General features: G+C 71.2%; 24 protein-coding genes and 1 tRNA gene. 19 read left to right on the forward strand and 6 right to left on the reverse strand.

Annotation, left to right across the window (positions count from 1 at the left end):
• Nucleotides 1–180 precede the first annotated feature (180 nt).
• Nucleotides 181–1008 (forward strand): SGNH/GDSL hydrolase family protein, encoded by an 828-nt coding sequence (locus ACFC1K_RS18180; RefSeq protein WP_375872689.1) that lies wholly within the window; start codon nucleotides 181–183, stop codon nucleotides 1006–1008.
• On the opposite strand, the gene ACFC1K_RS18185 is transcribed toward ACFC1K_RS18180, so the two are convergent.
• Nucleotides 995–1501 carry a VOC family protein gene (locus ACFC1K_RS18185; RefSeq protein WP_375872690.1) on the reverse strand — a complete coding sequence of 169 codons (507 nt, stop codon included), beginning with the start codon at nucleotides 1499–1501 and terminating at the stop codon, nucleotides 995–997. The two genes, ACFC1K_RS18180 and ACFC1K_RS18185, sit on opposite strands and share 14 nt — an antisense overlap.
• A 92-nt stretch (nucleotides 1502–1593) precedes the next feature.
• On the opposite strand from ACFC1K_RS18185, the gene ACFC1K_RS18190 reads away from it, so the two are divergent.
• Entirely contained in the window at nucleotides 1594–2355 is a 762-nt protein-coding gene (locus ACFC1K_RS18190) for a helix-turn-helix domain-containing protein (protein WP_375872691.1), read from the forward strand.
• Nucleotides 2356–2358: 3 nt separating this feature from the next.
• Here the strand turns inward: ACFC1K_RS18190 and ACFC1K_RS18195 are convergent, their stop codons facing one another.
• Entirely contained in the window at nucleotides 2359–2838 is a 480-nt protein-coding gene (locus ACFC1K_RS18195; protein ID WP_375872692.1) for a PaaI family thioesterase, read from the reverse strand.
• Between the two features lie 98 nt (nucleotides 2839–2936).
• On the opposite strand from ACFC1K_RS18195, the gene ACFC1K_RS18200 reads away from it, so the two are divergent.
• The 14 genes from ACFC1K_RS18200 to ACFC1K_RS18265 all read left to right on the forward strand — a co-directional run bounded on the left by ACFC1K_RS18200 (nucleotide 2937) and on the right by ACFC1K_RS18265 (nucleotide 15163).
• The gene (locus ACFC1K_RS18200) at nucleotides 2937–3308 is read left to right on the forward strand and encodes a GntR family transcriptional regulator (RefSeq protein WP_310292009.1); all 372 of its coding nucleotides are present in this window, start codon (nucleotides 2937–2939) and stop codon (nucleotides 3306–3308) included.
• Nucleotides 3286–4305: a DUF1648 domain-containing protein gene (locus ACFC1K_RS18205; RefSeq protein WP_375872693.1), complete on the forward strand. Its 1020-nt coding sequence runs from the start codon at nucleotides 3286–3288 to the stop codon at nucleotides 4303–4305. The genes ACFC1K_RS18200 and ACFC1K_RS18205 overlap by 23 nt, the downstream gene beginning before the upstream one ends.
• A gap of 32 nt (nucleotides 4306–4337) precedes the next feature.
• Nucleotides 4338–5006: an O-methyltransferase gene (locus ACFC1K_RS18210; protein ID WP_375872694.1), complete on the forward strand. Its 669-nt coding sequence runs from the start codon at nucleotides 4338–4340 to the stop codon at nucleotides 5004–5006.
• 96 nt (nucleotides 5007–5102) lie between these two features.
• Nucleotides 5103–6383 (forward strand): phosphopyruvate hydratase, encoded by a 1281-nt coding sequence (eno, locus tag ACFC1K_RS18215; RefSeq protein ID WP_375872695.1) that lies wholly within the window; start codon nucleotides 5103–5105, stop codon nucleotides 6381–6383.
• Between the two features lie 108 nt (nucleotides 6384–6491).
• A complete protein-coding gene (locus tag ACFC1K_RS18220) occupies nucleotides 6492–6980 on the forward strand; it encodes a septum formation initiator family protein (protein WP_375872696.1) in 489 nt (162 codons plus the stop codon).
• A 103-nt stretch (nucleotides 6981–7083) separates the two neighbouring features.
• Complete coding sequence (locus ACFC1K_RS18225; RefSeq protein ID WP_375872697.1) at nucleotides 7084–7599, forward strand: DUF501 domain-containing protein; 516 nt, start codon at nucleotides 7084–7086, stop codon at nucleotides 7597–7599.
• A complete protein-coding gene (locus ACFC1K_RS18230) occupies nucleotides 7596–8870 on the forward strand; it encodes a S8 family serine peptidase (protein ID WP_375872698.1) in 1275 nt (424 codons plus the stop codon). Before ACFC1K_RS18225 ends, ACFC1K_RS18230 begins: the two co-directional genes overlap by 4 nt.
• Before the next feature lie 34 nt (nucleotides 8871–8904).
• Nucleotides 8905–10347 carry an NAD(P)/FAD-dependent oxidoreductase gene (locus ACFC1K_RS18235; protein ID WP_375872757.1) on the forward strand — a complete coding sequence of 481 codons (1443 nt, stop codon included), beginning with the start codon at nucleotides 8905–8907 and terminating at the stop codon, nucleotides 10345–10347.
• 76 nt (nucleotides 10348–10423) lie between these two features.
• Nucleotides 10424–10496, forward strand: a tRNA-Leu gene (locus ACFC1K_RS18240).
• Between the two features lie 69 nt (nucleotides 10497–10565).
• Complete coding sequence (locus ACFC1K_RS18245) at nucleotides 10566–10730, forward strand: hypothetical protein (RefSeq protein ID WP_310292002.1); 165 nt, start codon at nucleotides 10566–10568, stop codon at nucleotides 10728–10730.
• A gap of 112 nt (nucleotides 10731–10842) precedes the next feature.
• Nucleotides 10843–12072: an alanine racemase gene (locus ACFC1K_RS18250; RefSeq protein ID WP_375872699.1), complete on the forward strand. Its 1230-nt coding sequence runs from the start codon at nucleotides 10843–10845 to the stop codon at nucleotides 12070–12072.
• Nucleotides 12069–13382, forward strand: a complete 1314-nt coding sequence (locus ACFC1K_RS18255) for a D-arabinono-1,4-lactone oxidase (RefSeq protein WP_375872700.1) — start codon at nucleotides 12069–12071, stop codon at nucleotides 13380–13382. Before ACFC1K_RS18250 ends, ACFC1K_RS18255 begins: the two co-directional genes overlap by 4 nt.
• Nucleotides 13383–13464: 82 nt before the next feature.
• Nucleotides 13465–14031, forward strand: coding sequence for a LemA family protein (locus ACFC1K_RS18260; RefSeq protein WP_310291997.1), 567 nt, complete (start codon nucleotides 13465–13467; stop codon nucleotides 14029–14031).
• Nucleotides 14032–14068: 37 nt separating this feature from the next.
• The gene (locus tag ACFC1K_RS18265; protein ID WP_375872701.1) at nucleotides 14069–15163 is read left to right on the forward strand and encodes a DNA glycosylase AlkZ-like family protein; all 1095 of its coding nucleotides are present in this window, start codon (nucleotides 14069–14071) and stop codon (nucleotides 15161–15163) included.
• Between the two features lie 21 nt (nucleotides 15164–15184).
• Here ACFC1K_RS18265 and ACFC1K_RS18270 read toward each other — a convergent pair whose 3' ends face one another.
• Entirely contained in the window at nucleotides 15185–16498 is a 1314-nt protein-coding gene (locus ACFC1K_RS18270; protein WP_375872702.1) for a winged helix-turn-helix domain-containing protein, read from the reverse strand.
• Between the two features lie 85 nt (nucleotides 16499–16583).
• On the opposite strand from ACFC1K_RS18270, the gene ACFC1K_RS18275 reads away from it, so the two are divergent.
• Nucleotides 16584–17774 carry an AI-2E family transporter gene (locus tag ACFC1K_RS18275; protein WP_310291992.1) on the forward strand — a complete coding sequence of 397 codons (1191 nt, stop codon included), beginning with the start codon at nucleotides 16584–16586 and terminating at the stop codon, nucleotides 17772–17774.
• An 8-nt stretch (nucleotides 17775–17782) separates the two neighbouring features.
• Nucleotides 17783–19063, forward strand: coding sequence for a threonine ammonia-lyase (gene ilvA, locus ACFC1K_RS18280; RefSeq protein WP_375872758.1), 1281 nt, complete (start codon nucleotides 17783–17785; stop codon nucleotides 19061–19063).
• Nucleotides 19064–19116: 53 nt separating this feature from the next.
• Here the strand turns inward: ilvA and greA are convergent, their stop codons facing one another.
• Nucleotides 19117–19608, reverse strand: a complete 492-nt coding sequence (greA, locus tag ACFC1K_RS18285) for a transcription elongation factor GreA (RefSeq protein ID WP_045296735.1) — start codon at nucleotides 19606–19608, stop codon at nucleotides 19117–19119.
• A 131-nt stretch (nucleotides 19609–19739) separates the two neighbouring features.
• Nucleotides 19740–20138: a DUF4307 domain-containing protein gene (locus tag ACFC1K_RS18290; protein WP_375872703.1), complete on the reverse strand. Its 399-nt coding sequence runs from the start codon at nucleotides 20136–20138 to the stop codon at nucleotides 19740–19742.
• Between the two features lie 114 nt (nucleotides 20139–20252).
• Here ACFC1K_RS18290 and ACFC1K_RS18295 point away from each other — a divergent pair, with 114 nt between their 5' ends.
• Entirely contained in the window at nucleotides 20253–20573 is a 321-nt protein-coding gene (locus ACFC1K_RS18295) for a hypothetical protein (RefSeq protein WP_375872704.1), read from the forward strand.
• 114 nt (nucleotides 20574–20687) lie between these two features.
• Here ACFC1K_RS18295 and ACFC1K_RS18300 read toward each other — a convergent pair whose 3' ends face one another.
• Complete coding sequence (locus ACFC1K_RS18300) at nucleotides 20688–21431, reverse strand: hemolysin III family protein (protein ID WP_375872705.1); 744 nt, start codon at nucleotides 21429–21431, stop codon at nucleotides 20688–20690.
• Nucleotides 21432–21537: the final 106 nt, after the last annotated feature.

The raw sequence follows: 21537 nt of genomic DNA on the forward strand, positions 1-21537 counted from the left end.
CGGCGGAGTCCGGACTTCGCGACTGAACCTGTGCGCCGTGCGGCGGAGTCCGGACTTCGCGACTGAACCTGTGCGCGGAGGCGGGACGGTCCGGCGACCGATCGCGTGGGTGCGCGGCGCCGCACCGGCGCGTCAGTGGGGCGTCAGCATCCGTTCACCCGGCTGTTGTCGCATGGGGGCATGGCTCGTTCGCGTCAGATCGTGCCGCGGTCCGTCGTCGTCGGTGCGGCGGGGATCGCGCTGGGTGCGGGGATCGTCCTGCTCGGCGGTCGTGCCGTGCTGAAGCGGCAGGCGGCGGTCGCGCGGCGTCGCATCGGCAAGCCGCTCGGCGAGGAGGCGCTCGACGCCGACCGGGTCTGGGCCCGCCGATTCGACGGCCCGCCGCTCGAGTTCGTCGTTCTCGGCGACTCGATCGCCGCCGGGCTCGGCGCGGAACGGCGCAAGGACACGCTCGGCGCCCGCCTGGCGAAGGGCCTCGCCCGGGCCGAGCGCCGCCCGGTGCGGCTGCGCACCGCGGCGATCGTGGGCTCGGAGTCGTCGGTGCTCGCCGCTCAGGTCGACGCGCTGCCCGCCGACTACCGCCCGGACGCCGCGGTCATCGTCGTGGGTGGCAACGACATCACGCACCGCGTGCCGGTGTCGACCTCGGTCGCCCACCTCGAGGAGGCGATCGTGCGCCTCCGCGCGCGCGGAGCAGTGGTCGTCGTCGGCACCTGCCCCGACCTCGGCGCGCTGCGCCCTGTGCCCCAGCCGCTGCGCGCCCTCGGCTCGCGGCTGTCGCGCCAGCTGGCCGACGCCCAGGCCGTCGCCGCAGCCCGGACCGGTGCGCGCGCCGTGTCGCTCGGCCGGGCCGTCGGGCCGTTCTTCGTGACCCAGCCCGACGAGATGTTCAGCCTCGACCGGTTCCACCCGAGCGCGCTCGGCTACCGCCGCACCGCCGAGGCGCTGCTGCCCGCCCTCCTCGCCGAACTCGCCGCCGCGCGGGAGGACGCGGTCAGCCCGCGCTGACCGAGGCGGCCCACTCCGCGACGCGAGCCGCGCTCTCCTCCTCCGAGATGTCCTCGACACGCGTCATGATCGACCACCGCACGCCGAACGGGTCGCGCACGCTGGCGTACCGGTCGCCCGACACGAAGGTGGACGGCTCCTCGCGCACGGTCGCGCCGGCGGCGACCGCGCGGGCGGTCACCGCGTCGGCGTCGGGCACGTAGATGCCGATCGAGTAGCAGTCGTCGTCGCCCTCCGGGGCGGGGACGAGCCCGTACGCGGACGAAGGCTCGCCGATCTGGAGGATGCCGAGGCCGAAGTCCAGCCCGGCATGCACGACGAGCCCATCGAACTCGGTGACGTCGGTCACGCGCGCGCCGAACACGTCGCGGTAGAAGTCGAGCGCCTCCTTGGCCCCGCGGATCGCGAGGAAGGGGGTGAGGCTGGTCGCGCCGTTCGGGCGGCCGTCGGTCGTGTGGGCGCCGGTCGCGCCGGTCATGTTCTGAGTGCTCATGAGCCCATGCTCGCGACGGACGGATGCTGCGGTCTTGGAGATTCGCGACACCCTCGGTCCCGGGTGTCCGACCTGCGCACTACCGTGACGGAGTGACCGATCCGACGCGCGGGGTGCTCTACCCGGAGCGACTGCCGAGCTTCACGCGGCTCGCGCCGGAGGGCGAGGCATCCACTCTCGTCGAATGGTTCTGGATCCCGCAGTGGGACCTTCCCGAGACGGTCGTGTCCCGTCAACCCGTCCTGGGCTATCCGGCCGCGAACCTCGTCGTCGAGCCGGACGGTGTCACGCTGTGGGGCGCCACGACGCGGGCCTCGGAGCGCGAGCTCCGGGGGAGCGGCTGGGCTGTGGGCGCTCTGCTGAAGCCCGCGGCGTTCGCCCGGCTGTACGACGCACCGAGCGACCTGGTCGATGCGCACACCATCTTCGACGAGCCGAACCTGCAGCACGCGGTGTCGGCGGCCATGCCCGACCTCGATGCGGCCGCGGCAGCGGTCTCGGAGTGGCTCGTCGAGCGCGTCGGGCCGCCGACGTCCGACGCGCGCCTCGCGAACGCGATGGCGGACCTGCTGATGAGCGACCCGACGATCCTCCGGCTCGACGACGCGGCCGAACGCCTCCGCGTGTCAGTGCGCACCCTGCAGCGGCTCGCGCACCGCACGGTCGGTCTGTCGCCGGCTGCGATGATCCGGCGCCGGCGACTGCAGGAGGCGGCGCAGCGCGTGCGCGAGGATCCCGACGCTCCGTTGGCCGACATCGCCGCCGAGCTCGGCTACGCCGATCAGGCGCACCTCGCGAACGACTTCCGCGCAGTGCTGGGGTTCACAGCGACGGACTACCGCGCCGACCGCTGAGCCCTAGACGCCGCTCGCCGACGCCGTGGTCACGCGCTTCTTCTCGCGCACGTAGACCTCGCGGCGCACGCGGGCGACGACGTCGCCGGAGGCATCGGTGATGTCGGTCTCGAACCACTCCAGCACCTTCGCCCCTGCGTGTGCCCGCACACGGAGCTCTTCGGCCTTCTCGCGCGGCACGGCGAAGTGCGCGGTGAGCACTCCGCGACCGGGCTTCAGGAACTCGATCTCGCCGCGGGTGTCCCACACGACGTAATCCCGCCCGAGCTGATGCATCACCAGCATGAAGTAGTACGGATCCGTCATCGCCGACATCGAGCCGCCGAAAGCCGTCTTCACGTAGTTGCGGGTGAAGACGTTGACACGCAGTTCTACGGTGGCACTCGTCCAGTCGTCGGCGAACCTCCGCACTCGGATGCCGCTGAAGAGGTTGGGGATCCACAGGCTCATGCCGATGGCGAGGCGTCGAGGGGTCACGCGCATGGGCCCCAGCATGGTCGACCGCGCCCCGCGTGCCGCATTCGATTGGTCGATCTCCACAATTCGGTCCGAAGTTGTTCTAGTTGTCATAGAATTAATGCGTGTTGGTGAGGATCGATCCAGAGAGCGATGCGCCGCTGTTCGCGCAGATCGCCGCGTCCGTGCGAGCGGATGCCGCGGCCGGCCGCGTGCAGCCGGGTGATCGCCTTCCCGCGGCCCGTGAGATCGCGGCCGCACTCGGCGTCAACGTCCACACGGTGCTGCACGCCTATCAGGACCTCCGCGACGAGGGGCTCGTCGAGTTGCGGAGAGGACGCGGTGCGGTGGTCACCGCGCAGGCGGCGACCCTCGAGTCCCTCCACCACGACATCCACGACCTCGTCGCGCGGGCGCGTGCGGCGGGGCTCCCGTCCGACGCACTCGCCGCCCTCGTGAAGGAGATCGCCGCCCATGACGAACGCAACGCCCGCTGACCCCTCCGACCCGGTCGTCCGCCGCTTCGTGCTGGTGGCGGTGTGGCTGCCCGTCGTGCTCGTCGCCATCGGCGTCGCAGTGCAGCTCGTGCTGCTGCCACACGTGCCGTCGACGGTCGCGATCCACTGGAATGCCGCCGGGGCCGATGGCTTCGCCCCCGCGTGGACGCAGCCGCTGATGACCGTCGCGTTCGGGCTCGGCATCCCGCTGCTGATCGCGCTGACCACGCTGCCGGGGTTGCGTCGTGGCGAGCGCGGCGAGACGTATCGCCTCATGGGGGCGACGGCGGCGGCGACGTCGGCACTGACGACGGCGCTCTTCACACTCACGTACGCGATGCAGGCCGGCCTCGACAGCGGTGCCGATGCGCCGACCGTGTGGGGCGCGCTGGTGGCATCGGTGGCAGTGGCCGCGGCGGCCGGCATCGGCGCGTGGTACGTCCAGCCCGCGCAGGAGGCGACGGATGCCGCGGCCTCGCCGGCGACGCCGCTCGCGCTCTCGCCCAGCGAGCGGGCGGTGTGGGTGCGGGCCACCGCGATGAACACGGGAGGAGCGATCGCCATCGTCGCCGCCGTGCTCGTCGTCGCCGTCGCGGCTGCCGTCGCCTGGCTGACGGGGGCCGAGCCGCTGCTCACCTGGCTCCTCGCAGGCATCGCGCTCCTGCTCCTCGCGTTCGCCGCGACGACGCTCGCGTTCCACGTCAGGGTCGATGACACCGGCCTGCACGTCGACTCGGTGCTGGGCATCCCGCGGTTCCACGTGCCGCTCACCGACGTCGTCTCGGCGGCGCGCGTGGAGGTGAACCCGATGGGGGAGTTCGGCGGCTGGGGGCTCCGCCTCAGCACCGGGCGCCGATTCGGCGTCGTGCTGCGCACGGGGGAGGCCATCGAGCTGCTCCGTCGCAGCGGCAAGCGGTTCGTCGTGACCGTCGACGACGCCGGCACGGCGGCGGCGCTCCTCGAGGCACTCGTCGCGCGGGCAGCCACCAGGTCTTGACGCCCGGCGGGTGGCCGGATTGGCTGAGGGGCATGGCCGATCCCACCCCTGACACCTGGCGTCGCGTCGACGCGTACCTCACCGAGCTGCTGGTCGGGCACGATCCGGGCCTCGATCAGGCGGTCGCCGACCAGAACGACGCGGGCCTCCCGGCGATCGAGGTCGCGCCGGTCAACGGGAAGTTCATCCACCTGCTCGCGCGCATGTCGGGTGCCCGTCGCGTGCTCGAGATCGGCACCCTCGGCGCATACTCGACGATCTGGCTCGCGCGCGGCATCCCCACCGACGGCCGGGTCGTCACGATCGAGGCCGAGCCCCTCAACGCGGAGCTCGCCCGCGCGAACGTCGACCGCGCCGGGGTAGGCGACAAGGTCGAGATCCGGCTGGGCCGCGGCGCCGACGTGCTGCCGACGCTCGAGGGAGGCGAGCCGTTCGACCTCGTCTTCATCGACGCCGACAAGGAGTCCAACACGATCTACCTCGACTGGGCCGCCCGGCTCGGGCGACCTGGCACCGTCGTGATGGTCGACAACACCGTCCGCGGTGGTGAGGTCGCCAACCCCGCGACCGAGAATCCCCAGATAATCGGGGTGCAGCGCGGGCTCGAGATGCTCGGCCGCGACCCGCGGTTCGACGCGACCGCCATCCAGACGCTCGACGCCAAGGGCTACGACGGGATCGCGATCGCACTCGTCGTATGACGGATTCTTCCGGCCGCGGCATCCGTCATCACTAGACTCTTGGGCGGACCGACGACGCTCCGACGAACCACCCTCCACCAAGCAAGGAGACCCCCTGTGGCACAGATCGAGGCTGTAGGCGCCCGTGAGATCCTCGACTCGCGCGGAAACCCGACCGTCGAGGTGGAGGTGCTGCTCGACGACGGGATCGTCCAGCGCGCCGCCGTCCCCTCCGGCGCGTCGACCGGCGCTTTCGAGGCGTACGAGCTGCGCGACGGCGACAAGAGCCGCTACGGCGGCAAGGGCGTGCTGAAGGCGGTCGCGGCCGTCATCGACGAGCTCGGCCCCGCGATCGAGGGCGTCGAGGCGAGCGAGCAGCGTCTCGTCGACGAGATCCTCATCGCCACCGACGGCACCGAGAACAAGTCGCGCACCGGTGCGAACGCCATCCTCGGCGTCTCGCTCGCGGTCGCCAAGGCCGCCGCCGACTCGGCCGACCTGCCGCTGTTCCGCTACCTGGGCGGCCCGAACGCGCACGTCCTGCCCGTGCCGCTGTTCAACGTCATCAACGGCGGCGAGCACGCCGACAACGGCATCGACTTCCAGGAGTACTTCCTCGCCCCGATCGGCGCCGACACGTACGCCGAGTCGCTGCGCTGGGGCACCGAGGTCTACCACGTCCTCAAGGGCGAGCTCAAGGCCGCGGGCTTCTCGACCGGGCTCGGCGACGAGGGCGGATTCGCTCCCGACCTGCCCAGCAACCGCGAGGGCCTCGACTTCCTCATCAAGGCGATCGAGAAGGCAGGGTTCACCCCGGGCACGGACATCGGCGTCGGCCTCGACGTCGCGGCGACCGAGTTCTTCAAGGACGGCGTGTACACCGTCGAGGGCAAGGCCTGGTCGGCCGAGCAGCTGACCGACTACTACGCCGATCTCGTGGCGAACTACCCCGTCGTCACGATCGAGGACGCCCTCGCCGAGGACGACTGGGACGCGTGGAAGGACCTCACCGACAAGATCGGCAAGAAGGTCCAGCTCGTCGGCGACGACCTGTTCGTCACCAACCCCGAGCGCCTGCAGCGCGGCATCGACCTCGGCGTCGGCAACGCGCTGCTGGTGAAGGTGAACCAGATCGGCACGCTGTCGGAGACGCTCGACGCGATCGCCCTCGCCACCCAGAACGGCTACCGCTCGATGCTGTCGCACCGTTCGGGCGAGACCGAGGACACCACCATCGCCGACCTCGCGGTCGCGGTCAACGCGGGTCAGATCAAGACCGGCGCGCCCGCCCGCAGCGAGCGCGTCGCGAAATACAATCAGCTTCTGCGCATCGAAGAGGAGCTCGGCGAGGCCGCGGTGTTCGCGGGCCGCGGAGCGTTCCCCCGTTTCAAGGGCTGATGCACTGAGTACGCCGTAACAGGAGGGGGAGCCGTGGCCAAGACGACGGCTCCCCCTTCTCGTACCCCGGCGACAGGCGGCGGTGCCGGTGCGCCTCGTCGCCGCCCTGTGAGCGCACGTCGCCCGGTCGACGTGCGGGCATGGCTCGGAGGCATCCGTCTCTCCGGCTTCATGGTCATCATGATGGGCCTGGTCGTCCTCGCGGCCTTCGTGCTCGTGCCCACGATCGGCACCTACGTCGACCAGCGCCAGCAGGTCGCCGCGCTCGAGTCGGCGGTGCAGGTCAGCCGCGACGACGTCGCCGAACTCGAATCGCAGCGCGACCGCTGGCAGGACCCCGCGTACATCACCACGCAGGCGCGCGAGCGGCTGTACTACGTGAAGCCCGGCGAGGTGGTGTACCTCGTCGATGACGATCTGCCGCCCGAGCTCGCGCCGCAGGAGCAGGATCCGGTGAGCGACGAGCTCCGGGCCGCCGATGCGGACTGGATGGCGAAGCTGGTGCGTTCGGTCACCGAGGCCGGTCTCGCGCAGACCGTGGCGCCCGTGACCGTGGGCGTACCCGACCCCGAACCCTCGACCACCCCGACGCCGTGAGCGACGCCGGCCGCCGGGATGACGGCGGCGCGTTCGTCCGCCGCGTGGCCCAGGACCGTCCCAGGTGGCGCCGGTAGCCTGGGCCCGACCAAGGAGCACCTCTGTGACGACCCCGCCGTACCCCTCTGTCAGCGACGCCGACCTCGCCGTGCTCCAGGAACAGCTCGGTCGTCCCGCGCGCGGCGTCGTCGGCATCGCCGCGCGTTGCGTGTGCGGCAACCCCACGGTGGTGGCGACGTCGCCGCGCCTTCCCGACGGCACGCCGTTCCCGACGTTCTACTACCTCACCCACCCCGCCGCGACCGCCGCGATGTCGGGCCTCGAAGCCGACCACGTCATGCGGGAGCTTCAGGACGAGCTCGCCGACGAGGAGGTCGCCGCCGCTTACCTGCGTGCGCACGAGGCCTACCTGCGGGACCGCGCCGAGTTCGGTGAGGTCGACGAGATCGCCGGGATCTCCGCCGGCGGCATGCCGACGCGTGTGAAGTGCCTGCACGCGCTCGCCGGCCATGCCCTCGCCGCCGGCCCGGGCGTCAACCCGATCGGCGACCGCGCACTGGCCATGTCCTCATGGTCGCCCGAGCGCTGCGTCTGCGCGCAGCCGGGATCGGGCGGATGATCCGGCGCCTGCTCGCGGCCGTCGCCGCGGCCGCCGTCGCGACGACTCTCGTCGTGGCGGGCCCCGCGGCCGCGCAGGCGTCTCCTGCCGACGACCCGGTGCGCAGCGCCGAGTACTGGCTCACCGACTACGGCGTCGAGAAGGCATGGGAGACCACGCGCGGCGCCGGCGTGAAGATCGCGGTCATCGACACCGGGATCGGCCGCGGACCCGTCGCGTTCGACGGTGCGGTCGCCGGGGGAACGGATGTCTCGGGCGCCGGCTCACCCGACGGGCGCACGCCCGTCGGCGCCGTCGACAAGGACCACGGCAGCTGGGTCGCCTCGCTCGCCGCGGGCAGGGGCACCGGCCCGGACAGCGGAATGATCGGCGTCGCGCCCGAGGCGCAGCTGCTGTCGGTGTCGGTCGCGTTCGGCTCTTCGGCGCCGCGGCCCTTCTCCGACCAGATCGCCGACGCGATCCGCTGGTCGGTCGACAACGGCGCGGACGTCATCAACATGTCGCTGACGACGAACGTGCCGGACTGGCCGGAGAGCTGGGACGACGCCTTCCTGTATGCCTTCGAGCACGACGTCGTCATCGTCGTCGCCGCGGGAAACCGGGGGAGCGGCACGACGCGCGTCGGCGCACCCGCGACGATCCCGGGGGTGCTGACGGTGGGCGGCGTCGACCGATCGGGCAAGGCCAGCGTCGAGGCGTCGACGCAGGGCATCACGATCGGGGTCACGGCGCCGAGCGAGGAGCTCATCGGGGTCTCCGCCGACTCGACGCTCGTCTCGTGGGACGGCACCAGCGGCGCGGCCCCCATCGTCGCCGGGATCGCCGCGCTCGTGCGGGCGGCGCACCCCGAACTCGACGCGAACAACGTGATCAACCGCATCATCAAGACGGCTCGCCCCGCAGCGGGCGCGAAGGACGTGCCGGACGTCCTCTACGGCTATGGACTGGTGGATGCCGCGGCCGCCGTCACCGCGAGCATCCCGAGCGTCACCGCCAACCCCATGGGCAGTCTCGAAGACTGGGTGCGCCTGTACCGCCGGGCGCCGGTCGCGCCGCTGCCGGAGGAGCCGACCGCACCCGTGGAGGTTCCGCCGCTGCCGGACGCCGATCCCGCGACGCGCGCCGCATCGCCGCTTCTTCCGGATCGGGACACCGTCATCTACGGCACCCTCCCGCTCCTGCTGGTCACTGCGACGGCTATACTGGTGGCGCTCGGCGTCACCGCTGCTGTCCGACGCATCCGATTGGCGTCCCGCGCGCCGAGCCGCTGACACAGGAGGAGTACTCCAAACCGTGACCAACACCGTGCCCAAGATCCTCATCGTCGGTGGCGGATACGCAGGCTTCTACACGGCCTGGAAGCTCGAGAAGCATCTGCGCAAGGGTGAAGCGGACGTGACGATCGTCGACCCGCTGCCCTACATGACGTACCAGCCGTTCCTCCCCGAGGTCGCCGCCGGCTCGATCGAGGCCCGCCACTCGGTCGTCGCGCTGCGCCGTCACCTCAAGAAGACGAACGTCGTGGCCGCCAAGGTGACCGGCATCAACCACGCGAACAAGGTCGCCACGATCACTCCGATCGCGGGCGAGCCGTACGAGCTCGAGTACGACCAGATCGTCGTCACCGCGGGCGCCGTCTCGCGCACCTTCCCGATCCCCGGCATCGCCGACAACGCGATCGGCCTGAAGACGATCGAAGAGGCCGTCGCGATCCGCGACAAGCTGATGTCGAACTTCGACAAGGCGTCGACCCTGCCCGCCGGTCCCGAGCGCGACCGTCTGCTGACGGTCGTCGTGGTCGGCGGCGGCTTCGCGGGCATCGAGGTGTTCGCCGAGCTCCGCTCGCTCGCCTCCTCGCTGGTCAAGAGCTACCCGCAGCTGACCTTCGACGACACGCACTTCCACCTCATCGAGGCCATGGGGCGCATCATGCCCGAGGTGTCGCTGAAGACGAGCGAGTGGGTGCTCAAGAACCTCGCGAAGCGCGGCGCCTCGGTGCACCTCGACACGCAGGTGACCGGCGCCGTCGGCGGCAACATCGAGCTGTCGACCGGTGAGACCATCCCGAGCGACCTCATCATCTGGACCGCCGGCGTCATGGCGAACCCGACCGTGGTGCGCGGCGGCGATCTGCCCGTCGAGGAGCGCGGTCGCATCCGCACCCGCGCCGACCTCCGTGTCGGCACCGAGGACGAGGTCGTCGAGGGCGCCTGGGCCGCCGGCGACGTCTCGGCCGTGCCCGACCTCACGGGCGGCGGCGTGGGCGGCTACTGCGTGCCCAACGCCCAGCACGCCGTGCGTCAGGCGAAGCTCCTCGCGAAGAACCTCGTCGCCGTGCTGCGCGGCGAGGTGCCCCGTCAGTACATCCACAAGAACCTGGGTGCCGTCGCGGGCCTCGGCCTCTGGGTCGGTGTGTTCCAGTCCGGCAACATCGCCCTCAAGGGCTGGATCGCGTGGCTCGCCCACCGCGGCTACCACGGCCTGGCGATGCCCTCGTGGGAGCGCAAGTGGCGCGTGCTGTGGGGCTGGTGGAACAACTTCTGGCTGGGCCGCGACATGGTGAACCTGTCGACCGTCCAGAACCCGCGGTACGTCTTCGAAGAGTTCGCAGCGCGCCCGCGCCCGCCGCAGCCGGTCGAGGCGCCCGCCGACAAGGCTGCTCCGGCAGCCGCGCCGGCCAAGAAGGCGCCCGCGCGCAAGGCTCCGGCGAAGGCCGCGGCCGACGCCGAGAAGGTCGCCGCGAACTGACGTCGAACGCCGGATGCCGCAGGCTCGTCTGAGAAGATGAGCCTGCGGCATTCGCGTTCCCGGCGGCACGCGACCCGCCCCCGTAGCCCAACGGCAGAGGCAGGCGACTTAAACTCGCCCAAGTGTGGGTTCGAATCCCACCGGGGGTACTCCCGCCCGCCCCTCGCGTTCACCGAGAAGGCCCGCTAACCTGGGCAAAACCGCGAAAGGGTCCCGGCATGAACGAGCACAGCACGGACCGGCAGGGCGAAGCCGCGCCGAGCACCCCGAAGAACGGCTGGTGGTGGAAGTTCACCGCGCTGTTCATGGGTGCCCCGCCGATCGCGGTCTACGGTGCCGAGGACGAGGTCGAGCAGGAGCGCGCCGCGAGGGCGAACGACTGACTGCCGGATCGCCTCGGCGCGAGCGGGTGCAGGCGACCTTCCACAGCCGGTCATCGGAACCGCTCCCAGCGCTCTAGGCTGGGGCGATGCGCACGCACCCGAAGCGAGCCGTATGAGTCTCGATCTTCTGTCCACGCCCACGGCGACGAAGCCGTGGGACCACCCCGCGTCCTACTGGGACGCCATGAGCCATGCCGTGGCGGGCGTGAGCGGCCCCGTGGCCGCCATCAACGCCGAGGCGCTGCGGTACAACGCGCTCGACCTCGTGGTGCGGGCCGGCGGTGTGCCGATCCGCGTCGCCAGCAAATCGGTCCGCGTGCGCGAGGTGCTGGACGCCGTCCTGGCCCTGCCCGGCTACCAGGGCATCCTCGCGTTCACCCTTCCCGAGGCGCTGTGGCTTGCCGAGACGATGGACGACATCGTGCTCGGCTACCCGACGGCCGACCGTGCCGCGATCGCCGCACTGACCGCCGACGAGACCGCGGCATCGCGCATCACGCTGATGGTCGACGACCTGGCGCAGCTCGACCTCGTCGACGCCGTCGCCGCGCCCGGTGCGCGGCCCGAGATCCGCGTGGCGATCGACGCGGACGCCTCCTGGCGCGCGCCGGCCCTCGGGCACATCGGCGTGCTCCGCTCGCCTGTGCACGAGGCGGCGGAGGTGGCCGCGCTTGCACGGTCGATCGCCGCCCGCCCCGGATTCCGCCTCGTGGGCCTCATGATGTACGAGGCCCAGATCGCCGGTCAGGGCGATGCCACCGGATCCGGCGACGCCGTGATCCGCTGGATGCAGCGCCGCTCGGCCGCCGAACTCCTGGATCGCCGCGGCGCCATTGTCGCGTCGCTGCGCGACATCGCCCCGCTCGAGTTCGTCAACGGCGGCGGGACCGGATCCCTCGAGCTCACGGCATCCGATCAGGCCGTCACCGAGGTCACCGCCGGTAGCGGCCTGCTCGCCGGCCACCTGTTCGACGGCTACCGCGCATTCGACCCCGCGCCGGCCGCGGCGTTCGCGCTCGAGGTGGTGCGCAAGCCCGCCCCCGACGTCGCGACCGTGCTCGGGGGCGGATGGATCGCCTCCGGACCGGCACTCGAGTCGCGTCAGCCCCGGGCGGTGTGGCCCGGCGGCCTGCGCATGGCGCCCCGCGAGGGCGCCGGCGAGGTGCAGACGCCGCTGCGCGGCGACGCGGCGCACGATCTCCGGGTGGGCGACCGTGTCTGGTTCCGCCATTCCAAGAGCGGCGAGCTCGCGGAGCGCGTGGATCGGTACCACCTCGTCGACGGCGACACCAGGGTGGGGGAGGTGGCGACCTACCGCGGCGAGGGTAAGGCGTTCCTGTGACCCGTCCCGGAGGAGTGTGGCGCAACTGGGGCCGCACGGAGTCGGTGCGGCCGCAGCGCCTGGAGTTCCCCCGCACCGTCGCGGCGGTGCAGCGCGCCGTCGTCGCGGCGGCGGCGCAGCACATGCCGATCAAGGCGGTCGGCGCCGGCCACAGCTTCACCGGCATCGCGGTGGCCCCGGGCGCGCTCCTCGAGCTCCGCGATCTCAGCGGGCTCGTCTCGGTCGACGTCGACCGTGCACGGGTGACTCTTCTGGCGGGCACGCGCCTGCACGAGGTCCCGTCGCTGCTCGCGCCGTTCGGCCTCGCGATGGAGAACCTCGGCGACATCGACCGCCAGTCGATCGCGGGGGCGATCTCGACCGGTACGCACGGCACGGGGGAGCGTTTCACCGGCATCGCGGGCCAGGTCGTCGGCGCCACCCTCGTGACGGCCTCCGGCGAGCTGTTCACCGTGAGCGAGGACGAGAACCCCGAGCTCGTGCCGGCGGTGGCCCTCGGGCTCGGCGCCCTCGGCATCCTCGTCGAGGTCACGATCCAATGTGTGCCCGCTTTCGTGCTGCACGCGGTCGAGCAGTCCGAGGACCTCCAGGAGGTCCTCGGCGCCCTCGACGAGCGCGCGGCGGCGGCCGACCACTTCGAGTTCTACTGGTTCCCGCACACCGACCGCGCGATGACCAAGACCAACACGCGGCTTCCCGAGAGCGCGCCGCGGCATCCTCTCCCCGCCGTGGGCAAATGGATCGACGACACCCTCGTCGGCACGGGTGTCCATCAGGTCGCGTGCGCGGCCGGCGCGGCGATCCCGGCGCTCGTGCCGCCGATCAACCGGCTGTCGGCGAAGATCTGGGGGAATCGGGAGTTCACGGATGCCTCGGCCCGCGTCTTCGCGACGAACCGGTCCGTGCGGTTCCGCGAGATGGAGTACGCGGTGCCGGTCGAGAACCTGCGCCCCGCGTTCGAGGCGATGCGCGCGCTCATCGATGACCGCGGCTGGCGGATCGGGTTCCCGATCGAGGTGCGGGTCGCGGCCGCCGACGACCGCTGGCTGTCGACGGCTCACGGACGCGACTCCGGGTACATCGCAGTCCACCGCTACTGGCGCGAGGACCCGACCGAGTACTTCGAGGCGGTCGAGGAGATCATGCTCGGCTTCGACGGTCGGCCGCACTGGGGCAAGATGCACACCCTCGGCGCCGACACGCTGCGGTCGCGCTACCCCCGATTCGACGACTTCGTCGCCCTGCGCGACCGTCTCGACCCGCAGCGGCTGTTCCGCAACCCGTACCTCGATCGCGTGCTCGGTGGGTAACGGCTGAGAGTCGGGGATAACCCCACATGCGAGGGGGTTTCGCGTCGGTAGGATGAGGGCACTATCGAACGGAGCCTCGGCAATGGAATGGCTGATCCCGGTCCTCATCGTGGTGGCGCTCGTCGTCATCATCGGCATCTATCTCTGGGCTACGTACAACTCGCTCGTCCAGCTGAATGTGCGGGTGGATGAGGCATGGAGCGACATCACGGTGCAGCTCAAGCGTCGTGCGGATCTGCTGCCGAACCTCATCGAGGCGGTGAAGGGCTACGCCGCGCACGAGAAGGCGGTGTTCGAGAACGTGACGCGGGCGCGTGCCGAGACGCTGTCGGCGTCGGGTCCGGCTGAGGCAGGCGTCGCCGAGGGACACCTGCAGCAGGCGTTGAAGTCGCTGTTCGCCGTGGCCGAGGCCTATCCGCAGCTGCAGGCGAGCCAGAACTTCCTGCAGCTCCAGCAGTCGATCGTCGACACGGAAGACAAGATCCAGGCCTCGCGCCGGTTCTACAACGGCGGCGTCCGCGAGCTCAACACGAAGATCAAGGTCTTCCCGAACAACCTGTTCGCGCGCAACCTGGGCTTCCACGAGCGCGAGTTCTTCGAAGTGATCGACGGTGCCGCGATCTCGGAGCCCCCGCGCGTCCAGTTCTGACGCGGCTCACGTCGGACGCCGGCGATAGCGTCAGGACATGGTCCATCGGCTGAGCCGCGAGCAGGCGCGGCGCATCGCATTGCGGGGACAGCTGCTCACGGCTGAGAGGCCGGCCGGCATCGTCGAGACCATCGACGCGCTCACGGTGGTGAACATCGAGCCGACCGCGGCGATCGCGCCCAGTGCCGACCTCATCCTGTGGAGCAGGCTCGGGTGGCCGTACCAGCCGGCCGACCTGTCGCGCCTGTTCGAAGAGGACCGCGCGGTGTTCGAGTGGGGCGGGTTCTACCGCGCCATGACCGACCTCGCCCTTCTCATCCCCGAGATGCGACGTCGACCCGAATCCGCGCAGGCGCGGGAGTGGCTCGCGGCGAACGAGGTGTTCCGGCGTGAGGTCCTCGCGCGGCTGCGTGCCGAGGGTCCGCTGCGGGCGGCCGACATCCCCGATGCCGCGCAGGTGTCGTGGCGTTCGTCCGGCTGGACGAACAACCGCAACTCGATGCAGCTTCTCGAGATGCTCGTGCTGTGCGGCGATGTGGCCGTGTCGTCGCGGGATGCCGGTGGCCGCCTGTTCGATGTCGCCGACCGCGTCTACCCGCGAGATGTGCCACAGCTGACCGACGAGGACGCCGGCCGCGAGCGCGCGGAGCGTCGGCTCGCGTCGCTCGGGATCGCGCGGGTGAAGGGAATCGCCCAGCCGTTCGAACCGATCGACGTCGGTGAGATCGGCGAAGCGGCCATCGTCGACGGGGTCGACGGGGTCTGGCGCGTGGACGCCGACGCCCTGGCCGCCGCAGACCGGTTCGCAGGTCGCACCGCCCTGCTGTCGCCGTTCGACCGCCTCGTGTTCGATCGGCGCCGGCTCGAGGAGCTCTTCGGCTACGAGTACCTGCTGGAGATGTACAAGCCGGCGGCGAAGCGGCGGTGGGGCTACTTCGCGCTGCCGATCCTTCACGGCGACCGCTTCGTCGGAAAGCTCGACGCCAAATCCGACCGCAAGGCGGGCCTGCTCCGCGTGCATGCCGTGCATGAGGACGAGCCGTTCACCGAACAGGTCAGAGAGTCCGTGGACGCCGAGATCCAGGACCTCGCCCGCTGGCTCGGGCTCGAAATGGTCGGGCCGGGCGCCTGAACCCCGCGCGGGCTTGACGGATCAGCCCGCGAGCTCCTCGACATCGAGGTCGCGCGCGTCTGCCCCGGGCTCGTCCGCGGCGAGCGGCACCGGCTCGGCCGGACCCGCCTCGTGGCGCGTCGCCTCGGGCAGGACCCGGGCGAGGTCGTCGGTGGCATCGCCCCAGCGGGAGACGGAGAGGGACTCGAGTCCTTGCCAGGATGCGGCGAGGCGGAGTTCGTCTGCGAGGCGAGGCGCAGCATCGGCGGGGGTGCCGTGCTCCCACCACGCGGACTGCACGAGCAGTCTCGAGGCGGCGCGGTCGGCCTTCAGGTCGACGCGGCCGACGATGTCGTCGCCGATGAGGACGGGCAGCGAGTAGTAGCCGAACCGGCGGCGCGGCGCGGGGGTGTAGATCTCGATGCGGTACTCGAAGTCGAAGAGCCGCTCAGCACGATCGCGGAACCACACGACGGGGTCGAACGGGGTCAGGATCGCGGCGGCGTCGATCTTGCGCGGCACCACGGCGTCGGCGTGCAGCCACGCTCTGGCCGGGCGACCGGCGGTCGTCCACCCTTCGACGGTGATCGGGTGCAGCTCGCCGGCGTCGACGAGGTCATCCAGGGCGGCTGTGACGGCCTTGCGGTCGGCGATGCGCCAGTAGTCGGCGATGTCGGCGGCGGTGGCAACGCCGTAGGCGCGCGCCGCGCGACGCGTGAGCTCACGCACGGCCTCGTCCCGGGGGACCGGTGCCTCGAGCACATGGCGGGGGATCACCTGCTCGGCCAGGCCGTACCGTCGCTCGAAGCCGCGGCGGCCGGCGATAGCCACCTCGCCGAACATCCACAGGTGCTCGAGAGCCTGCTTGACGACGTCCCAGTCCCACCAGGGACCCCGTGCACTCTCTTTGGCGTCGTGCTCGATCTGAGCCGGGCGCAGCGGGCCGCGATCGGCGAGCTCGGCACGCACCCAGTCCACGATGTCGCGGTTCGCGTCGAACCAGCCGCCGGGCTTGCTGCCGTACTTCGCACGCATGGCCTGCATGCGGAAATCGAACAGTCCCCAGTCTTCCGCGGGGATGAAGGCCGCGACGTGGGCCCAGTACTCGACGTAGGGTGAGCGCCGCGCGAACAGCAGGCGGTCGAGCGCGGCCGTGTCATAGGGGCCGACACGCGAGAACAGCGGCATGTAGTGGGAGCGGGCGAAGACGTTGACCGAGTCGATCTGCAGCGTCGCCATGCGTGCCAGCGCACCGTTCAGCTGCCGGGTGCCGGCGGCGGTGGGCCGGGGCCGCCCGAATCCCTGGGCGGCGAGAGCCACGCGGCGCGCCTCTGCAGCGCTGAGTGAGGACTTCACGCGCGCCAGCGTAGCCCGGGGCCCAGACATCGCGCCGCCCGCCGTTCATGACCGGCGCGGAATGCGACGCGCCTAGACTGGCTCAATGAGCGGCTCCGACGACAAGCCCCGCGGCTCCATCTTCGACGCCGTCCGCGACCGAAGCAGGGTCGTCTCCACCGAGACGTCCGCCGCGGTGCCGCGCGGCCTCCGCCTGGCGACGGCCTACTCGTGGCGCCTGATCGTCGTCGCCGCGGCGATCGGCGTCGGCGTGTGGCTCGTCATCCAGCTGAAGCTGCTGGTGATCCCGCTCCTCATCGCCATCCTCATCACCGCCCTGCTATGGCCCGCCTTCGCCTGGATGCTGCGCCGCCGCGTGCCGCGCTGGCTGGCGATCGTCATCTCCGTGGTGGGCACCGTCGCGATCGTGACCGGGCTGCTGTGGCTCGTGGTCTGGCAGATCATGCAGCAGTGGGACTCGGTGCAGGCGAGCACCGTCGCCGCGGTCGAGCAGTTCCGGCAGTACCTCATCGACGGCCCGCTCCACTTGAGCGAGGACCAGATCGACGACCTGCTCGCGCAGGGCTGGACGTTCCTCCAGCAGCAGGCCGAGCTGCTGTGGTCGGGCGCACTCGCCATCGGCTCCACGATCGGCCACGTCGTGACGGGCGCCGTGCTGGCGTTCTTCATCCTGCTGTGCCTGCTCGCCGACGGCGCAGGCATCTGGCGCTGGACCCTGCGGCTGTTCCCCAAGAAGGCGCGACCCGCCGCCGACGGCGCCGGCCGCGCCGGATGGATCACCGTCGTCAACTACGCGCGCACGCAGCTGCTCGTCGCGACCATCGACGCCGTCGGCATCGGTCTGGGCGCCGCGCTCCTCGGCGTGCCCCTGGCGATCCCCGTGGCCGTGCTCGTGTTCCTCGGCGCGTTCGTCCCGATCGTCGGCGCCGTGGTCACCGGAACGGTCGCCGTCTTCCTCGCTCTCGTCTACAACGGTCCGTGGATCGCGCTGTGGATGCTCGTGGTCGTCCTCGGCGTGCAGCAGCTCGAAGGCCACGTGCTCCAGCCGCTCCTCATGGGCTCCGCCGTCAAGGTCCACCCGCTCGCGGTGGTGCTCGTGGTCGCGGGCGGTGCCATGATCGCCGGCATCCCGGGAGCCCTCTTCGCCGTGCCGCTCGCCGCGTTCGTGAACGTCGTGGCGGTCTACCTTGCCGAACGCGCGTGGGAGACCGGCGCCAGACCCACCGGGGATCTCATCTGGAGCACCGTCCCCCGGCAGAGGAGAGTCCGTTCGTGACCACCGCCATGTCATCCGCCGATCAGGCCGCCGAGACCGCGGCCACCCCGGCGGCACTCGCCTCGGCCGTCCCGACGCTCGCGGACTTCGAGGATGCCGCGGCCACCCTCGAGGGCGTCATCTCGCACACCCCGCTCGACGCCTCGCAGCACCTGTCGGACGTCCTGGGCGTGCCGGTGCACCTCAAGCTCGAGAACCTGCAGCGCACCGGGTCGTTCAAGATCCGCGGCGCGACCTATCGCCTCTCGCGGCTGACCGCCGAGGAGCGCGCCCGCGGCGTCGTCGCCGCCTCGGCCGGCAACCACGCGCAGGGCGTGGCGCTCGCGGCGAAGGCGCTCGGCATCCACGCGACCATCTTCATGCCGCTCGGCGTGCCGGTGCCGAAGCTCCTCGCCACGCGAGGGTACGGCGCCGACGTCGTCCTCGAGGGTGCCACCGTCGAGACGCCGCTGCGCCTCGCGGCGGAGTTCGCCGAGCGCACGGGGGCCGTCTTCATCCACCCGTTCGACCACCACGACGTCATCGCCGGGCAGGGCACCCTGGGCCTCGAGCTCATGGATGAGCTGCCCGACCTCGACACGGTCGTGCTGGGGATCGGCGGGGGAGGACTCGTCGCCGGCGTCGCCGCCGCAGTGAAGGCGCGCGCCGCAGCGGAGGGCCGCACGGTGCGGGTGATCGGCGTGCAGGCGGAGAACTCCGCCGCGTATCCGGCGTCGCTCGAGGCGGGGCATCCGCTCGAGGTCCCGACCTCGCCCACGATCGCGGACGGCATCGCGGTCGCCCGTCCGGGGGACCTGCCGTTCGAGATCATCCGCGATCTCGTCGACGAGGTCGTGACGGTGACCGAGGACGACATCGCCCGCGCGCTGCTCGTGCTGCTCGAACGAGCCAAGCAGGTCGTCGAGCCCGCGGGCGCGGTAGGCGTCGCGGCGATCCTGGCGGGCAAGGTCGTCGCGACCGGCCCGACCGTCACGGTGCTCTCGGGTGGCAACATCGACCCGCTGCTGCTGCAGCGCGTCGTCGCGCACGGGCTCGCGGCATCCGGTCGGTACATGACGCTGCGCATCCCGTTGCCGGATCGTCCTGGACAGCTCGCGCGCGTGTCGGAGCTGCTGGCGATCGCCGGGGCGAACGTCATCGAGGTGCTGCACACCCGCCACGGGCAGGGTATCCAGATCAGCGAGGTGATCCTGCAGCTGAGCGTCGAGACGCGCGGTGAGGAGCACCGCGCGCACGTCATCTCGGTGCTCGAGGATGCGGGCTACGCGCCCACGGTCGTCCCGGACTAGGCGAGCGAGGCCGCGCCCGGCGGCCTCAGAGGGATCCCTGAGGCGGCTTCGGGTCACTGCCCGTTGTAGGTCTCGACCTTGACGATCTCGACGGCGATCTCACGGCCGTTGGGGGCGGTGTACGAGGTCTTCTCGCCCTCCTTGCGGCCGAGGATCGCGACGCCCAGGGGCGAGGCCTCGCTGTACACGTCGAGCTCGGAGCCGACCGCGATCTCGCGGTTGCCGAGCAGGAAGACCTCTTCCCCGCCCGCCACGATCGCGGTGATGACGGTGCCGGGCTCGACGACGCCGTTGCTCTCCGGCGCCTCGCTGACCGTCGCGGTCTTGAGGAGGTGCTGAAGCGTGCGGATGCGGGCTTCCTGCTTGCCCTGCTCGTCCTTGGCGGCGTGGTAGCCGCCGTTCTCCTTGAGGTCGCCTTCTTCGCGCGCGGCCTCGATGCGCTTGGCGATCTCCTCGCGGCCGGTGGTCGAGAGGTGCTCGAGCTCGGCGGCCAGGCGATCGTAGGCGTCCTGGGTGAGGAAGGTCACGGGGGCGTCGGTGGACACGGCTGACTCCTTCGTTGGGCCCGCGGCCGACCGAAGCGGTGCGGGCATAAACCGAACGCCCCGGCTCACGGCCAGGGCGCGATTCTGCTGATGTCCCGCCAGAATACGTCACGGCGTCTGTTCGGACAAACTCACCCGGGCAGCACCCAGCACGAATTCACGAACCCGGTGGTGGCGAGCGCGGTCGTCGGGATCGTCTCGCGGAAGGCGCGCGCGTGGAGCTCGGATGCCGGCAGCTCGACGACCCGCCAGCCCACCACGCCGTGCTCCTGGTCCTGCGCCTCGATCGCGCACGCGACCGCGGCGCCGGGGGGACTGCTGATCTGGAATCCGAGGGACACGGAGTGCTCGTCGACGACGTCGAACGATGTCGTGTCCGAGTCGACGGAGTTGAGGGACCCCCGCACGGTGGACCAGCCGAAGAGTCCGACGACGGCGACCGCGATGACGATGCCGGCGCCGATGATCCACGCGCGTGCGGGGGAGCGGCGGCGGCCGTAGCGCTCGTCGAGCATGTCCTGCGTGGTCACGCCGCTCCTTGGGGCTCGTCGGGCCGGATCGGAAGATTAGGCTGGAACTCCAGGCTATGCGCTCGCGCGCACCCCCGACGACACCGCCCGCCCCGCGGGCAGAGCGAGGACCCCATGCAGCACGCGATCGTCGCACTCCTTTCCGCAGCGACGACTCCGACGCCGACTCCCACGCCCGCGGTCGATCCGAACCTCGTGAGCCCCGGAGTCGTGGGATTCCTCTTCACCGCGCTCATCGCGATCGCCGTGATCTTCCTGATCTGGGACATGATGCGGCGCATCCGCCGGGGTCGCGTGCGCGCCGACATCCAGGAGCAGCTCGACGCCGAGGAGCAGGCGGCGCGCGCCACGGAGGCGACCGAGGTCGACGACCAGAGCATCGACCCGGCGGCCGGCGACGAGCGCGGTGACGCCACGGCGCCGCCCAAGGGCTGAGCCGCCCCGAACTGCGACGGTGACGGATGCTGCGGCCCGCAGCTGGGCCCGCGCGCCGGAGGCTCCGCGCAACATGTCAGCGTTGCGTGGAGGGGCGTGGGGACCGTCTGGTGGTCAGCCTGCGAGTCCCAGCGACGGGGAGTACGGGTGCAGCGCGATGATGAGGCACGCCGTCCAGTGGCAGAGGAATGCCAGCACCGTGCAGACGTGGAAGATCTCGTGGAAGCCGAAGTGGCCCGGCCACGGGTTGGGGCGCTTGAGCGCGTAGACGACGGCGCCGCCGGTGTAGAGCAGGCCGCCGATGGCGACGAGGACCATCATGGCCGCGCTGGCCTGGAACAGCGGGACGATGTACATGACGGCCGCCCATCCCAGCAGGAGGTAGAGGGCGACGTACAGCCAGCGCGGCGCGTTGATCCAGAACACGCGGAACAGGATGCCGAGCAGTGCGCCGCTCCAGACGAGGACCAGCAGCAACGCCCCCTGTTGCGGCGGCAGTGCGAGCACTGCGATCGGAGTGTAGGTGCCCGCGATCAGCAGCAGGATGTTGGCGTGGTCGATGCGCTTGAGGATCGCCTTGGTCTTCGGCTTCCAGTTGAACCGGTGGTACAGCGCGGAATTGCCGAAGAGCAGCAGCGAGGTGGCCATGAACACCGCCGACGCCCACTTCGCGGGCGCGCCCTGTGCGAGCGCGATCAGCACGATGCCGGCCGCGATCGCGACGGGGAAGGTCGCCGCGTGGATCCAGCCGCGCCACGTCGGCTTGAGGTCGGGCGTCGCGGCGTCGACCGCCGCGGCGTCCATCAGCGGCAGCACGGGGACTTCGGGGGCCCGGGGAAGACTGCGACGGCGGCTCATGTCCTAAGCGTAGAGGTGCGCGCATGCCCCGAGGGGAACATACTGAGTACCGCGAATGGTGACACTCAGTCCCGCGCTAGGGGCGGGGTCGCGCGAGAGGTAGCGT

The sequence above is a fragment of the Microbacterium sp. NPDC056057 genome (assembly GCF_042266945.1).
Classification (GTDB): Bacteria; Actinomycetota; Actinomycetes; order Actinomycetales; family Microbacteriaceae; genus Microbacterium; species Microbacterium trichothecenolyticum_C.

Coding starts and splice junctions, on each gene's coding strand:
- ACFC1K_RS18230 (WP_375872698.1), top strand. CDS start 7,596: ATGATCCGGCGCCTGCTCGCGGCCGTCGCCGCGGCCGCCGTCGCGACG.
- ACFC1K_RS18250 (WP_375872699.1), top strand. CDS start 10,843: ATGAGTCTCGATCTTCTGTCCACGCCCACGGCGACGAAGCCGTGGGAC.
- ACFC1K_RS18245 (WP_310292002.1), top strand. CDS start 10,566: ATGAACGAGCACAGCACGGACCGGCAGGGCGAAGCCGCGCCGAGCACC.
- ACFC1K_RS18295 (WP_375872704.1), top strand. CDS start 20,253: ATGCAGCACGCGATCGTCGCACTCCTTTCCGCAGCGACGACTCCGACG.
- ACFC1K_RS18265 (WP_375872701.1), top strand. CDS start 14,069: ATGGTCCATCGGCTGAGCCGCGAGCAGGCGCGGCGCATCGCATTGCGG.
- ilvA (WP_375872758.1), top strand. CDS start 17,783: ATGTCATCCGCCGATCAGGCCGCCGAGACCGCGGCCACCCCGGCGGCA.
- ACFC1K_RS18195 (WP_375872692.1), bottom strand. CDS start 2,838: ATGCGCGTGACCCCTCGACGCCTCGCCATCGGCATGAGCCTGTGGATC.
- ACFC1K_RS18260 (WP_310291997.1), top strand. CDS start 13,465: ATGGAATGGCTGATCCCGGTCCTCATCGTGGTGGCGCTCGTCGTCATC.
- ACFC1K_RS18210 (WP_375872694.1), top strand. CDS start 4,338: ATGGCCGATCCCACCCCTGACACCTGGCGTCGCGTCGACGCGTACCTC.
- ACFC1K_RS18180 (WP_375872689.1), top strand. CDS start 181: ATGGCTCGTTCGCGTCAGATCGTGCCGCGGTCCGTCGTCGTCGGTGCG.
- ACFC1K_RS18185 (WP_375872690.1), bottom strand. CDS start 1,501: ATGAGCACTCAGAACATGACCGGCGCGACCGGCGCCCACACGACCGAC.
- ACFC1K_RS18300 (WP_375872705.1), bottom strand. CDS start 21,431: ATGAGCCGCCGTCGCAGTCTTCCCCGGGCCCCCGAAGTCCCCGTGCTG.
- ACFC1K_RS18205 (WP_375872693.1), top strand. CDS start 3,286: ATGACGAACGCAACGCCCGCTGACCCCTCCGACCCGGTCGTCCGCCGC.
- ACFC1K_RS18275 (WP_310291992.1), top strand. CDS start 16,584: ATGAGCGGCTCCGACGACAAGCCCCGCGGCTCCATCTTCGACGCCGTC.